Origin of the sequence: Shewanella psychrotolerans (assembly GCF_019457595.1) — a bacterium.
GTDB lineage: Bacteria > Pseudomonadota > Gammaproteobacteria > Enterobacterales > Shewanellaceae > Shewanella > Shewanella psychrotolerans.
Genome location: NZ_CP080419.1, coordinates 130,271 through 145,385 on the forward strand (window position 1 = coordinate 130,271; position 15,115 = coordinate 145,385).

Here is a 15,115-nt window from a genome sequence, read left to right on the forward strand (position 1 = left end):
ATGCGCTATCGAGAGTTAAAAAGCCAGAAAGTTAACTCTGGCTTTTTAAGAACTTAATTCAATGCTAGCTCATCGAGCCATTGGTGCATCGCTTGATGATCGCCACGAAACAATATGCGGTCGCTTTTTTTGTTGATTTGATACAGGTACATAGGATCATAATATTTATTGAGCAGAATACTTATCCACTCTAAATGTGCTTCGGTATCACCTTGACTCTGCTGAACAGCTAACGCATGACTAATGATTGCTTGGAGTTCATCGTGCTGCTTACCACCGATCCGCTTTTTAATCCCTGTGATACTTTGGGACAAATATTCTGCAAAGGCGATAAAGCCTGCTTCTTCCCCCAGACGTTCGATATAACCGCTAGCCATTTTGTGAACATACTCGTCCAGTAATCGGCTTAACCTAGCGTCTCTACTTTCTTCTAGGACCACGATATCAGCGGCTTGCATACCTTTATAAAAAACTTGTGGTAGTGCAGAGCGGCCGATGAGATAGCTTTCATCCTCGAGTAATAATGATTTAGCATTACAGTGTTGATGTTTTAATAACGCGACGGCGAGGGCATTTTCGAAATTGATCTGTGTTGGTTGTACTTCGTGGTATCGACCAAAGCTAGAGCCTCTATGATGAGCAATACCTTCCAAGTCGACAGCCTCGCTGCGCTTTTGCAGAAATTCTGTTTTGCCACTACCGGTAATACCGCTCAGAATTAACATGGGCTTCACGCTGGGAGCTGTATCGATAGTGTCTATTAAAAACTGGCGCATCGCCTTATATCCACCTTCGATATAAGGAATATCCAATCCAGCTTCTTTTAACCATTGCTGTGTCAGCTGCGAACGCAGCCCACCGCGAAAGCAATATAGGTAGGCATTGGGGTTGGCGTTGAAATATTCTATCCAAGCATCAATCCGCTGTTGTTTGACATCCCCACAAACTAAAGAGTGCCCTAAGGCTATTGCTGCTTCTTGCCCTTTTTGCTTGTAACATGTACCCACAAGCCTGCGTTCTTCATCCTGCATAAGAGGATGATTAGTACTGGTCGGAAAAGCCCCTTTATCAAACTCTATCGGCGCGCGAACATCCATAATGGGGTGGTCGTTGAGAAAGATCTGCTTATATGTGCTCTTAGACACAATGTTGGATATCATTAAATGAGTTCCACGAGTTGAGTTGAATCCGTGTTATCAACCAATTGGCCAATACTTATCGCTGCAATGTGATTGGCGCTGAGTAGTGCAATTAGTTCGGCTTCATGGGAGCTTGACACTGAGATAAGTAAGCCGCCACTGGTTTGCGGATCACACAGCAGGGCTTTCTGCTCTTCGGTTACTTGCGGCAGATGTTCGCCGTAACTGTCGAAGTTGCGATGAGTTCCTCCTGGGATGCACCCCATCTCTAGATAAGCTTTCGCTTTTGGCAATAAGGGGAGAGTATCAATAGCTATCTTGGCAGATAGATTTGCCCCCAGACACATCTCGATAAGATGTCCCGCTAAGCCAAAACCGGTTACGTCTGTCATCGCGGTCACGCCACTTATCTTTGCGATAGCTGGCCCAAGTTTATTCAGTTCACACATGGCATCGGGCGCGATGTTGATATCTTCATCGGCGAGTTTCTTTTGTTTTTGGGCGGTAGTAAGAATCCCGATACCTATAGGTTTGGTGAGATAGAGTTTATCGCCCGCCTTGGCAGTATTGTTTTGCTTAAGCTCGGTCAGTGGGATCTGTCCCGTTACTGCAAGGCCAAAAATGGGTTCGGGTGCATCAATGCTGTGCCCTCCGGCTAACATAATGCCTGCGTCGGCACAGGCTTGGCGACCACCGTCGACCACTTGCTGTGCTATCTCGGCAGGTAAGATATTCACTGGCCAGCCTAAGATTGCAATCGCCATCATAGGCGTTCCACCCATTGCATAGATATCACTAATGGCATTGGTCGCCGCGATGCGCCCAAAAGTAAATGGATCATCAACGATTGGCATGAAAAAGTCGGTGGTACTGATGATGCCGGTTTCTGCGTTTAGCTTGTAAACTGCGGCGTCATCACGGGTACTATTGCCCACCAATATATTAGGATCGTCGAAATGAGGTAGCTGTGATGCCAGAATGGTGCCTAAAACTTTAGGCGAAATTTTACAGCCGCAACCTGCGCCATGACTGTATTCGGTGAGTTTGATTTTTGTTTCTGACATGAACTCGAAGACTCTAATAAGGAAATGAACAACGGCCAATGATAGACCCATCTATTGACCACTTCAATCAGGTCTCTTTAGTGATGTGAACCTTAGTGAGCTATATGGCTAATAATGAAAAGGTCACTCGCTAGAGTGACCTTGATCCGCAATTGACTGTTACTGATTATATTAGGCGTAGTTAGCCGTGAGTAATTTCCAATTTTTCTTACGTGCTAGCAGATCTTGTTTGAGTTCTTCTACTCTAACCATCAACTGTTGACTGACAAGTTGCTTGCGTTTTGCTTCAAGTAGCTCTTTTTGTGCTTGGTAGTACTCGCCAATATGGGTCTTCAATAGCTCATATTCAGCATGTAATTTTTCTAGCACCTCTTCTCTATTCGCTAGTTGTTCGACTCTGTGCTGGGTGCGCTTGAGTTGCATCTGTAACTTAGCACTCTCGATTCGTTCCTGAGGGGTGACGCGTCTTTGTGCTGCGAGCCCAGTCCAAGCCATTGCATTAATTAGCCATTTTGTTGGGTCATACTGCCACCAGTGGATACCATTTCGATAGTCATTTTCGAAGATGTGGTGGAAGTTATGGTAGCCTTCGCCGTAGGTAAACACTGCGAGAATGCCGTTATCTCGAGCCGTATTCTTGTCTGTGTAGGGCTGCTTACCCCAGATATGAGCTAATGAGTTAATAAAGAAGGTACAGTGATGTACCACGACTAGCCTGAGTAACCCAGCCATGAGTAACATTGCCCACACATCACCGTTTAACCAACCAAGCAAGGCGGGTAAGCCAATATTCATGATCAGCAGTAACGGAAGGTAGTATTTGTGTTGCCACATCACAATTTTTTCATTTTGTAAGTCGCGAACGTTCTTGTAATCGTGATAACGCTGCGACTGATACTCCCTGAGCATCCAGCCAATATGGCTATACCAGAAACCCATGTTCGCTGAGTAAGGATCTTTGTCATTGTCATCCACATGCTTATGATGAATGCGATGATCTGATGACCAATGTAATGCACTGTTTTGCAATGCAAGGGCGCCTCCCAGTGCAAACAGGAATCGCATTGACCAGTGTGCTTTGTAAGTACGGTGAGACCAAAGTCGGTGGTATCCAGCGGTGATCGATAAGCCACTAGCAAAAGCCAAGCCGATAAAGGCTAGCCACTCAGCGAATCCGTAACCATAGGTAATGCCATACCAAGGAACTAAAATGACAGCACCGAGGAAGGTGATGGCAAATAGTAAAATATTGGTCCAGATCAGGGGAGGTTTTTTCATTATAATATCCAACAGCAATAATTGAGCGTACACTTGTACGCAAATTTAACCTGCTTCATTACCTAGGTCAAGGTAGGCTGCGTTTTTCTGCTAAAGAATGTATTATCGTGGGATTAACTTTATCTAGTGGATTCATCATGATGGGTATCAGAGCACAACAGAAAGAAAAGACTCGTCGGGCGTTAGTCGATGCTGCATTTAATCAATTGAGCGCAGAGCGGAGTTTTTCGAGTCTGAGTTTGCGAGAAGTTGCAAGGGAAGCCAAAATTGCGCCAACTTCTTTCTATCGTCATTTTAAAGATATGAATGAGTTAGGTCTGACTATGGTTGATGAAGGTGGTTTAACCCTTAGGCAGATGATGCGTAAAGGTCGTCAACGAGCTGAGGCTGGTGGTAGCGTTATTCGCATTTCTGTTGATACTTTTATGGAGGTACTGGAATCAAATCCAAACGTATTTCGGATCTTACTCCATGAACGCTCTGGCACTTCTGCGCCATTTCGAGCTGCGGTTGCGCGTGAGATCGAGCATTTTATCTCAGAATTGGCCCATTATACTGAAGCGACGGCAAAGAGAACCCCAGAGCTAGCGAGGGCGCAGGCCGAAGCTTTGGTGACCTTGGTATTTAATGCCGGAGCGGCTGCGTTAGATATGAAACGTGTTGATCGAAAAATATTGGCTGACAGATTAGTGATCCAGTTGCGTATGGTGGCTAAAGGCGCAGAGTCTTTGCAGCAAAAAATGGAAAGTCGCTGATATCACGAGTCGCTTCTAGTGGGATCTTCACGAAAAAGGGCCATATGGCCCTTTTTTGATCTAAATAATCGCTATTTAGCGTTTTTCTAACAATACGCCAGATTCCATGTGGTCGGTATATGGGAATTGATCGAACAGGGCGAATCGGCTAATTTTGTGAGTTTTATCTAACACGCTTAGGTTATCCATCAAGGTATTAGGATTGCATGAGATATAGATAATTCGTTCATAACCCTGAACCATAGCCAAGGTGTTGTCATCGAGGCCCGCACGCGGTGGATCGACAAAGATGGTATTGCAGTGGTAGGTGTCTAAATCAATGCCCTCTAGTCGTCTAAAACTACGTTTTTTCGCTAGCGCATCGGTAAAGTCTTCGGCAGACATACGAATGATCTGTAAGTTGTCGACGTTATTAGCTTCAATGTTGTATTGCGCCGAGTCTACAGATGGCTTAGCAAGCTCTGTGGCTAATACGCGATTAAAGTTTTGCGCTAGGGCTATAGAGAAGTTACCGTTACCACAGTACAGTTCGAGTAGATCTCCTGTGCTCTGTTGGGTGATATCGATTGCCCATTCAAGCATCTTGATAGAAACCCTGCCATTAGGCTGAGTAAAACTATTTTCTATTTGTTTATAGGTTAGCGTTTGACCATTGACCGGCAATGACTCAATAACATAATCCCTATCCATAACTAATTTCTGTTTACGAGCACGGCCAATGATATTGACCTTGAATTGCTCACCCAGACGTTGCTTGAGGGCTTGCACTTCATCTTGCCACTGTTGATCTAATTGCTTGTGGTATAGCAATGAGACGAGAATTTCACCGCTTAGGGTCGATAAAAAATCCACCTGAAATAGCTTATGGCGTAATATGGTGTTGGGGCGAAGTTCAGCCATTAAGGCTGGCATCATTTGATTAATCAATGCGCTGGCGGGTAAGAATTGTTCGCAACGTACTTTTTGATTAAGAACCTTATCGAACATATAGTAGTAAAGGTCTTCGCCTTCATGCCAGACTCTAAACTCTGCGCGCATACGGTAATGTTCTGGTTCTGAAGCGAAAACTTCCAATGATGGCGTGTTAAAGTCAGCAAATAGTTGCGCTAATTTTTCACGTTTAGCATCAAGTTGCTTATCGTATTGGTTAGGATCCATTGCTTCTAAATTCATTTTTAAACACCATTGCTATCATTGGGGGCGCAAATAGTATACTACCCAGCGTTGATGTCCAGTATCTAGCTTTTGATTTGTCCCTTGCTATGGGAAAATATCCCTTTACCCGTTTATGATTTTACAGTTGGAGAATTCAGTTTGTCGGCAAATATTTTAGTGTTCGATTCCGGTGTCGGTGGCCTCTCCATATTGTCTGAAATTAAGCAAACCCTGCCAAACGAGAGTTATTACTATCTATTTGATAATGCCAGGCTGCCTTATGGTGAGTTGGAAGAGCAACAACTGATCCGAGGCTGCATTGACATAATAGGTAACGCGGTTAGTCAAGTGGACGCAGATATAGTTGTGGTTGCCTGTAATAGCGCAAGTACACTTATACTACCAGCGCTTCGCGCCAGTCTCTCCATTCCGATAGTCGGAGTGGTTCCTGCCATTAAACCAGCAGCTGAAATGACAAAAAATAAGCATATCGGTTTGCTTGCAACACCTGGAACGGTCGTCAGGAGTTATACCCATGATCTGATACAGAGGTTTGCCACTGGTTGTGAAGTGCAATGTTTCGGTTCGTCGGAGTTAGTGTTATTAGCTGAGGCTAAAATGGCCCAAGAATATGTCGAACAGCAGCTAATAGAGAAAATACTACTGCCGATTAAGCAATCGCAAATTGATACACTTGTATTAGGGTGTACCCATTTTCCTATATTAAGAGAGGAGCTTCAGGCTAGTTTAGGCGATGGTATCACTTTACTCGATTCTGCCGCAGCTATCGCGGCTAGAGTGAAGGTGTTATTACAACAGCTTTCTTCTAACGTGGGACCAATAGAGAGTAAGGCATACTTTACTACGAAGGATATTTCGATAGGATTAAAAAGAACACTAGCAGAATATGGATTCTCTGTAATCGAGCAACTAACGTCATCGACAGAGTAAAGATAGACTACTAATGTTCCTTGTATAACAAGTTAAACAGGGTTTAGCTGACTTGCTGATCAGCGTCGGACTTATCAGCATCTTGAGATTTGGCTTCACGTACCTTTAAAGTACGCTCTTGGAAGTCAAATTCATTAAGCTTACTCATCGCCTTTTTTGCACCTGCTTCTGACATCTCGATAAAGCCGAAACCTTTGCGGCGACCAGTCTTACGATCACGCACAAGACGAACCGAGTTTACAGGGCCATATTTACCAAATAGCTCTTTAACTTCTCCCTCATGTACACGATATGGCAAGTTGCCAACATAAAGTGTCATAGTGGGGCCTTTATACTGTTCATTTGATTCTGTAGTTGAACTTGAAGACTGAAGGGTAAAAATAACGCTTGCGATAATAGCACCAGTAAAAAACGCGATTGCAGAATAGAGATCTGGCGCGAACTGAGATATTGCCAATGCGCCAATGACGGCGACAATCAAAACAATAAGAAATGGCTTTTGCATATATATGTTCTCTGAAGAATTGATAATTAACTGTTAACAGCTCGTATATGGTAATGAATTATTGATCATTACACTAGTATATTGATGAAAAAACGAACTTAATTAACTAATAATATAAAGTTGTCTAGCTATCTATAGTCGTAAAAATCAGCGATTCGATACAAAAAACATCACAATGTTCAAAAGATCGCCGAGCGATCGGTGATCGCAGAAAAAGCACTTGCGCCCATCCAAGAACTCCCTATAATGCGCATCCACTGACACGGCAAAGCTCGCAGAGACAAGTCGAAACACTAAGTTGCTAAGTTAATAAACCTAGCTTACAAGGTGTTCAGGCACTGAAAAGTGCCGCATCAAAAAGTTTTCAAAAACTGCTTGACGCGAACACGGGAATGCGTAGAATACGCAGCCCTAGCCACTTGGAACTACCGAGATGTGCTAACGCTCTTTAACAATTTATCAAGTAATCTGTGTGGACACTCGCAGGTGTTGAGTTATTCGAAATTGCTTTTCTGTCTTCGGATGTAAAGCAATCAAAAATTTTACTCAATGTAAGATGAGTGTTCATAGCAATATGTACAACATGTTAGAGATTCTTCCGAGTCTTTAATGTGGAATCAGAATTCATTGAGCCGAAGCTTTTAGCTTCAACAAAACTTTAATTGAAGAGTTTGATCATGGCTCAGATTGAACGCTGGCGGCAGGCCTAACACATGCAAGTCGAGCGGTAACAGGAATTAGCTTGCTAATTTGCTGACGAGCGGCGGACGGGTGAGTAATGCCTAGGGAACTGCCCAGTCGAGGGGGATAACAGTTGGAAACGACTGCTAATACCGCATACGCCCTACGGGGGAAAAGAGGGGACCTTCGGGCCTTCTGCGATTGGATGTACCTAGGTGGGATTAGCTAGTTGGTGAGGTAATGGCTCACCAAGGCGACGATCCCTAGCTGTTCTGAGAGGATGATCAGCCACACTGGGACTGAGACACGGCCCAGACTCCTACGGGAGGCAGCAGTGGGGAATATTGCACAATGGGCGCAAGCCTGATGCAGCCATGCCGCGTGTGTGAAGAAGGCCTTCGGGTTGTAAAGCACTTTCAGCGAGGAGGAAAGCTTAAGCGTTAATAGCGTTTAGGTGTGACGTTACTCGCAGAAGAAGGACCGGCTAACTTCGTGCCAGCAGCCGCGGTAATACGAGGGGTCCAAGCGTTAATCGGAATTACTGGGCGTAAAGCGTACGCAGGCGGTTTGTTAAGCGAGATGTGAAAGCCCCGGGCTCAACCTGGGAACTGCATTTCGAACTGGCAGACTAGAGTCTTGTAGAGGGGGGTAGAATTTCAGGTGTAGCGGTGAAATGCGTAGAGATCTGAAGGAATACCGGTGGCGAAGGCGGCCCCCTGGACAAAGACTGACGCTCATGTACGAAAGCGTGGGGAGCAAACAGGATTAGATACCCTGGTAGTCCACGCCGTAAACGATGTCTACTCGGAATTTGGTGTCTTGAACACTGGGTTCTCAAGCTAACGCATTAAGTAGACCGCCTGGGGAGTACGGCCGCAAGGTTAAAACTCAAATGAATTGACGGGGGCCCGCACAAGCGGTGGAGCATGTGGTTTAATTCGATGCAACGCGAAGAACCTTACCTACTCTTGACATCCACAGAATTTGGTAGAGATACCTTAGTGCCTTCGGGAACTGTGAGACAGGTGCTGCATGGCTGTCGTCAGCTCGTGTTGTGAAATGTTGGGTTAAGTCCCGCAACGAGCGCAACCCTTATCCTTATTTGCCAGCACGTAATGGTGGGAACTTTAGGGAGACTGCCGGTGATAAACCGGAGGAAGGTGGGGACGACGTCAAGTCATCATGGCCCTTACGAGTAGGGCTACACACGTGCTACAATGGCAAGTACAGAGGGTTGCAAAGCCGCGAGGTGGAGCTAATCTCACAAAGCTTGTCGTAGTCCGGATTGGAGTCTGCAACTCGACTCCATGAAGTCGGAATCGCTAGTAATCGTGGATCAGAATGCCACGGTGAATACGTTCCCGGGCCTTGTACACACCGCCCGTCACACCATGGGAGTGGGCTGCACCAGAAGTAGATAGCTTAACCTTCGGGAGGGCGTTTACCACGGTGTGGTTCATGACTGGGGTGAAGTCGTAACAAGGTAGCCCTAGGGGAACCTGGGGCTGGATCACCTCCTTACCTATACGACTAACTTAATGTTTGTTGAGTGTTCACACAGATTACTTGATAGAAAGAAAGAGCAAAAATATCGAAAGATAATTTTTGAGGGATTTAATTCAGTAAGAATTAAATAACCAAAAAGAATGGGTCTGTAGCTCAGCTGGTTAGAGCGCACCCCTGATAAGGGTGAGGTCGGTGGTTCAAGTCCACTCTGACCCACCAAATCTTCGTTTATTCTACGTTAACTTGTTACTCGTTTAGTGAACTAAACGTCGCAACAAGTTGCCTTGACTAAACTCGATTTGGCTTCGCCAAAATTATTTGGCATTCGATATATTTGTTTGACTGCATGTAAATGGGGCTATAGCTCAGCTGGGAGAGCGCCTGCCTTGCACGCAGGAGGTCTGCGGTTCGATCCCGCATAGCTCCACCATTTACTTGCACATGGATAGAGATGCCAAAGATAAATGAAAAATTTATCTTTGGCTTTTTTAAGCCCGCTCTTTAAAAATTTGGAAAGCTGATAGTGTTGATGTGAAAGGGACTGTAATTACTTACATTGTAGGTGGTTATGGTTTGTAGCATTGACGCGAAAATTAAAATTGAGTTCTCAAACACTTAAATCAAGTGCCGAATCATTACCTTTAATTAGGATGATGATTCATGAGTATTCTTTTGGCGAAAGTAAACACCATTAGTTACGATACAACGTCCGAGCTTACCCGCTTGGATAGGATGTGATTTGTAGACATTAGTTTATGAAACTCATTTGGGTTGTATGGTTAAGTGACTAAGCGTATACGGTGGATGCCTTGGCAGTCAGAGGCGATGAAGGACGTAGTAACTTGCGAAAAGCGTTGGCGAGCTAGTAACAAGCATTTGAGCTAACGATGTCCGAATGGGGAAACCCGGCAGCATAAGCTGTCATCATTAAGTGAATACATAGCTTAATGAGGCGAACGAGGGGAACTGAAACATCTAAGTACCCTCAGGAAAAGAAATCAACCGAGATTCCCCTAGTAGCGGCGAGCGAACGGGGATTAGCCCTTAAGCGTAGAGGGTGTTAGTGGAATGTGTTGGAAAGCACAGCGGCACAGGGTGATAGCCCCGTACATGAAAACTAACTTTACGTGAAAACGAGTAGGACGGGACACGTGACATCTTGTCTGAACATGGGGGGACCATCCTCCAAGGCTAAATACTCCTGACTGACCGATAGTGAACCAGTACCGTGAGGGAAAGGCGAAAAGAACCCCTGTGAGGGGAGTGAAATAGAACCTGAAACCGTATACGTACAAGCAGTGGGAGCGGTTCTTGAGACCGTGACTGCGTACCTTTTGTATAATGGGTCAGCGACTTACATTTTGTAGCGAGGTTAAGCGAATAGCGGAGCCGTAGGGAAACCGAGTGTTAACTGCGCGTTTAGTTGCAAGGTGTAGACCCGAAACCCGGTGATCTAGCCATGGGCAGGTTGAAGGTTGAGTAACATCAACTGGAGGACCGAACACACGTATGTTGAAAAATGCGGTGATGACTTGTGGCTGGGGGTGAAAGGCCAATCAAACCGGGAGATATCTGGTTCTCCTCGAAAGCTATTTAGGTAGCGCCTCGAGCGAATACCATTGGGGGTAGAGCACTGTTAAGGCTAGGGGGTCATCCCGACTTACCAACCCTTTGCAAACTCCGAATACCAATGAGTACTACTCGGGAGACACACGGCGGGTGCTAACGTCCGTCGTGAAAAGGGAAACAACCCAGACCATCAGCTAAGGTCCCAAAGTTATTGCTAAGTGGGAAACGATGTGGGAAGGCTTAGACAGCTAGGATGTTGGCTTAGAAGCAGCCATCATTTAAAGAAAGCGTAATAGCTCACTAGTCGAGTCGGCCTGCGCGGAAGATTTAACGGGGCTAAGCAATACACCGAAGCTATGGGTACTAGCGCTTGCGCTAGTGCGGTAGAGGAGCGTTCTGTAAGCCGTTGAAGGTGAAGGGGTAACCCACGCTGGAGGTATCAGAAGTGCGAATGCTGACATGAGTAACGATAATGGGGGTGAAAAACCCCCACGCCGAAAGACCAAGGGTTCCTGTCCAATGTTAATCAGGGCAGGGTGAGTCGACCCCTAAGGCGAGGCCGAAAGGCGTAGTCGATGGGAAACAGGTTAATATTCCTGTACTTCTGCTAACTGCGATGGAGAGACGGAGAAGGCTAGGCTAGCGCGGCGTTGGTTGTCCGCGTTTAAGGCAGTAGGTGGTGCACTTAGGCAAATCCGGGTGCACATACACTGAGAGTTGATGACGAGGTTCTACGGAACTGAAGTAGTTGATGCCATGCTTCCAGGAAAATCTTCTAAGCTTCAGGTTAGCAGGAATCGTACCCCAAACCGACACAGGTGGTTGGGTAGAGAATACCAAGGCGCTTGAGAGAACTCGGCTGAAGGAACTAGGCAAAATGGTACCGTAACTTCGGGAGAAGGTACGCTCCTGTTGGTGATGAGACTTGCTCTCTAAGCTGACGGGAGTCGCAGATACCAGGTGGCTGCAACTGTTTATCAAAAACACAGCACTGTGCAAACTCGCAAGAGGAAGTATACGGTGTGACGCCTGCCCGGTGCCGGAAGGTTAATTGATTGGGTTATCTTCGGAGAAGCTCATGATCGAAGCCCCGGTAAACGGCGGCCGTAACTATAACGGTCCTAAGGTAGCGAAATTCCTTGTCGGGTAAGTTCCGACCTGCACGAATGGCGTAATGATGGCCACGCTGTCTCCAGCCGAGACTCAGTGAAGTTGAAATTGCGGTGAAGATGCCGTATACCCGCGGCTAGACGGAAAGACCCCGTGAACCTTTACTATAGCTTGGCACTGAACATTGACCCTACATGTGTAGGATAGGTGGGAGACTTAGAAGCAGGAACGCCAGTTCTTGTGGAGTCAACCTTGAAATACCACCCTTGTAGTGTTGATGTTCTAACTCTGGCCCCTGAATCGGGGTTGAGGACAGTGCCTGGTGGGTAGTTTGACTGGGGCGGTCTCCTCCCAAAGAGTAACGGAGGAGCACGAAGGTTGGCTAAGTACGGTCGGACATCGTACGGTTAGTGCAATGGCATAAGCCAGCTTAACTGCGAGACATACACGTCGAGCAGGTACGAAAGTAGGTCATAGTGATCCGGTGGTTCTGAATGGAAGGGCCATCGCTCAACGGATAAAAGGTACTCCGGGGATAACAGGCTGATACCGCCCAAGAGTTCATATCGACGGCGGTGTTTGGCACCTCGATGTCGGCTCATCACATCCTGGGGCTGAAGTCGGTCCCAAGGGTATGGCTGTTCGCCATTTAAAGTGGTACGCGAGCTGGGTTCAGAACGTCGTGAGACAGTTCGGTCCCTATCTGCCGTGGGCGTTGGATGATTGAAGGGAGCTGCTCCTAGTACGAGAGGACCGGAGTGGACGAACCGCTGGTGTTCGGGTTGTCATGCCAATGGCATTGCCCGGTAGCTACGTTCGGAATCGATAACCGCTGAAAGCATCTAAGCGGGAAGCGAGCCCTAAGATGAGTCATCCCTAGAGCTTTAAGCTCTCTAAAGGGCCGTAGGAGACTACTACGTTGATAGGCAAGGTGTGTAAGCGTTGTGAGGCGTTGAGCTAACTTGTACTAATGACCCGTGAGGCTTAACCATACAACCCAAAAGGGTTTCTAACTAAGTGAATACTTAGCGAAAGAATACCGCACTTGATTTAGTGTGACTCAATTTTAAACAGCTTTTCAAATTTCCAATTTTGTCTGGAAACCATAGCATTGTGGCACCACCTGATCCCATCCCGAACTCAGAAGTGAAACGCAATCGCGCCGATGGTAGTGTGGGGTCTCCCCATGTGAGAGTAGGTCATTTCCAGGCGCCTAATACGAAAAAGCCCGCTACGATGTAGCGGGCTTTTTTACGTCTGAAAATCATCAGCTATGATGCTGAGAATTTTTTCTCTGTCGATTTCACTGAAGACCGCTAGCGGGATTGCGGATCTCTTTTGTCAGCATTTGCTTTATGCAGCAGACTGCTGATGGGGTACAATGGCATTTTTGTGTCGTTAATCAGATCTTATGGATACCAACATTTACCATTCACTCGCTAAGCTAAATACTCTAGGCGTAGACGTTAATTGTGATCAGCTGATCCATGCATCTGATCGCAAGCAGATAGTCGAAGCCTGTCTCAATGCTAAATGTAACGAAGTACCTTTGCTAGTGCTTGGTGGCGGCAGTAATATCGTGCTTACAACTCACTTCGAAGGTACTGTCGTGGTGGTTGGCAGTAAGGGTATCAAAGTTACTGAAGATGCTAACGCCTATAGCTTAGTCGTTGAAGCAGGCGAAAGTTGGCATGATTTTGTCGTATTTTGTCTGGTAAATAAGATGCCGGGGCTAGAAAATCTAGCATTAATTCCTGGTTCTGTTGGCGCTGCACCGATACAGAATATTGGAGCCTATGGTGCCGAGTTTGCCCAATACTGTGAGTGGGTTGAATATCTCGATCTGGAAACCGGTGATTATCAGCGTCTTAGTAAGTCTGAATGCCTTTTTGGATATCGAGACTCGATATTTAAGCAGGTATTAAAGCACAGGGCGGTGATTTTGAGTGTTGGATTACGGCTTGATAAGCAATGGAATCCCAATCTAAGCTACGGCCCTTTAAAGGGATTTGATTGTGAGAGTGTTACCCCTCAGGCTGTATTTGATTGCATCTGCGCGACACGTCAACAAAAGCTACCTGATCCTAAGGTATTGGGGAATGTAGGCAGTTTTTTCAAAAATCCTATCGTTAGTAAATCACACTTCGAAATGTTGCAACAGCAGTATCCTGATATCGTCGGTTATGTGGTCGATGACGATGAAGTGAAACTGGCTGCTGGTTGGTTAATAGAGCAGGCGGGTCTTAAGGGCTCTTCTGTAGGCGGTGCTTCAGTGCATTCACTGCAGGCGCTCGTACTGGTGAATAGAAATCAAGCGACCGGTGACGATGTTTGCCAATTGGCACGCCATATTATCGCGACGATACAAACGCATTTTATGGTGGTGCTAGAAGTCGAACCTCGAATTATTGGTGCGTCAGGGCAAAAGGAGATTGATGATGCATGATCAGTGGCAGCGTAAACGTGCAATTATTGCCGAATTAAGTCGCGGGGGCTTCATTTCTGGAGAGGTGTTAGCTGCTAACCTTGGCATTTCTCGTGCTGCGGTAAGCAAGCATATAGCGAGTTTAGAAGAGTTTGGCGTTGACGTTTTTAGCGTTAAGGGAAAAGGATATAAGCTCGCGACGCCCCTAAGCTTGATTGATGAAAAGCGGTTAAAGAAGTCGTTAAATGCGAGGTGTTTCTATTTTGACGACATTGTGTCAACCAATGCTTTCCTACTGGATCATGTTAACGACCTAGCCAGTGGTGACATCTGTGTCGCGGAGCATCAATCGGCAGGGCGTGGACGTCGTGGACGTACCTGGGTATCACCTTATGGTGGCCATCTTTATGCATCGCTTTATTGGCAGTTTTCTCAAGGCATGGCGCAAGCCATGGGGCTTAGTCTTGTCGTTGCATGTTCACTGGTTACTGTATTGCGCAACATGGGCGTGGCTGGAGTTGGTGTTAAGTGGCCTAATGACATCTATTTAAATCATAAGAAGCTAGCAGGCGTGTTAATTGAAATGAACGGTCAGGCCGATAGTCTTTGTAATGTAGTGATCGGTATTGGTGTGAATATGTCGATGCCAGAGCAACAATCTGAAAAGATTGATCAGCCGTGGAGCGATCTGTCTGAATTAACCGAAATGCCTGATAAAACGTCTATGATGATTCAGTTACAGCAGCAGTTGGTTATCGATCTTGAGCAGTTTGAAAGCGATGGATTAAAAGTATTTAAACAGCGTTGGCGTGATGTTGATCTATTTGACGGCCAGCCCATTAAACTATTAATGGGCGACAATGTCGTTGAAGGTATTTGTTGCGGTATAGATGAGCAAGGAGCCGTTTTACTGGAAACGGCTCAAGGTGTTAAAGCTTATGTCGGCGGTGAAATATCACTCCGTGCCCAATAGCGAT

9 protein-coding genes, 2 tRNA genes and 3 rRNA genes are annotated in these 15,115 nt (G+C 46.1%); 9 read left to right on the forward strand and 5 right to left on the reverse strand.

All coding sequences use genetic code 11. The features are described 5' to 3' along the window. Window positions 1-53: 53 nt before the first annotated feature. The 3 genes from mnmH to K0I62_RS00610 form a co-directional block, all read right to left on the reverse strand. Window positions 54-1,160 (reverse strand): tRNA 2-selenouridine(34) synthase MnmH, encoded by a 1,107-nt coding sequence (mnmH, locus tag K0I62_RS00600; RefSeq protein ID WP_220069687.1) that lies wholly within the window; start codon window positions 1,158-1,160, stop codon window positions 54-56. Continuing rightward, the gene (gene selD, locus K0I62_RS00605; protein WP_220069688.1) at window positions 1,160-2,203 is read right to left on the reverse strand and encodes a selenide, water dikinase SelD; all 1,044 of its coding nucleotides are present in this window, start codon (window positions 2,201-2,203) and stop codon (window positions 1,160-1,162) included. Before selD ends, mnmH begins: the two co-directional genes overlap by 1 nt. A gap of 171 nt (window positions 2,204-2,374) precedes the next feature. Continuing rightward, window positions 2,375-3,481, reverse strand: a complete 1,107-nt coding sequence (locus K0I62_RS00610; RefSeq protein ID WP_220069689.1) for a fatty acid desaturase — start codon at window positions 3,479-3,481, stop codon at window positions 2,375-2,377. A gap of 140 nt (window positions 3,482-3,621) precedes the next feature. Here K0I62_RS00610 and fabR point away from each other — a divergent pair, with 140 nt between their 5' ends. Continuing rightward, complete coding sequence (gene fabR / locus K0I62_RS00615; RefSeq protein ID WP_220071232.1) at window positions 3,622-4,236, forward strand: HTH-type transcriptional repressor FabR; 615 nt, start codon at window positions 3,622-3,624, stop codon at window positions 4,234-4,236. 75 nt (window positions 4,237-4,311) lie between these two features. Here the strand turns inward: fabR and trmA are convergent, their stop codons facing one another. Then, window positions 4,312-5,409, reverse strand: coding sequence for a tRNA (uridine(54)-C5)-methyltransferase TrmA (trmA, locus tag K0I62_RS00620; RefSeq protein ID WP_220069690.1), 1,098 nt, complete (start codon window positions 5,407-5,409; stop codon window positions 4,312-4,314). Window positions 5,410-5,550: 141 nt separating this feature from the next. On the opposite strand from trmA, the gene murI reads away from it, so the two are divergent. Further along, complete coding sequence (gene murI / locus K0I62_RS00625; RefSeq protein ID WP_220069691.1) at window positions 5,551-6,342, forward strand: glutamate racemase; 792 nt, start codon at window positions 5,551-5,553, stop codon at window positions 6,340-6,342. Window positions 6,343-6,385: 43 nt separating this feature from the next. Here murI and K0I62_RS00630 read toward each other — a convergent pair whose 3' ends face one another. Next, complete coding sequence (locus K0I62_RS00630; RefSeq protein WP_220062674.1) at window positions 6,386-6,847, reverse strand: RNA recognition motif domain-containing protein; 462 nt, start codon at window positions 6,845-6,847, stop codon at window positions 6,386-6,388. A 659-nt stretch (window positions 6,848-7,506) separates the two neighbouring features. On the opposite strand from K0I62_RS00630, the gene K0I62_RS00635 reads away from it, so the two are divergent. The 7 genes from K0I62_RS00635 (at window position 7,507) to birA (ending at window position 15,111) form a co-directional block, all read left to right on the forward strand. Further along, a 16S ribosomal RNA gene (locus K0I62_RS00635) occupies window positions 7,507-9,049 on the forward strand. 127 nt (window positions 9,050-9,176) lie between these two features. Further along, window positions 9,177-9,253: transfer RNA gene (locus K0I62_RS00640), tRNA-Ile, on the forward strand. 135 nt (window positions 9,254-9,388) lie between these two features. Beyond that, a tRNA-Ala gene (locus K0I62_RS00645) sits at window positions 9,389-9,464 on the forward strand. Window positions 9,465-9,811: 347 nt separating this feature from the next. Beyond that, a 23S ribosomal RNA gene (locus K0I62_RS00650) occupies window positions 9,812-12,705 on the forward strand. Window positions 12,706-12,808: 103 nt separating this feature from the next. Continuing rightward, window positions 12,809-12,924, forward strand: a 5S ribosomal RNA gene (gene rrf / locus K0I62_RS00655). The 16S, 23S and 5S rRNA genes sit together here with 2 tRNA genes alongside, the layout of an rRNA operon. A 200-nt stretch (window positions 12,925-13,124) precedes the next feature. After that, a complete protein-coding gene (murB, locus tag K0I62_RS00660; protein ID WP_220069692.1) occupies window positions 13,125-14,159 on the forward strand; it encodes a UDP-N-acetylmuramate dehydrogenase in 1,035 nt (344 codons plus the stop codon). Continuing rightward, entirely contained in the window at window positions 14,152-15,111 is a 960-nt protein-coding gene (gene birA, locus K0I62_RS00665; RefSeq protein ID WP_220071233.1) for a bifunctional biotin--[acetyl-CoA-carboxylase] ligase/biotin operon repressor BirA, read from the forward strand. The genes murB and birA overlap by 8 nt, the downstream gene beginning before the upstream one ends. The last annotated feature ends 4 nt before the right edge of the window (window positions 15,112-15,115 follow it).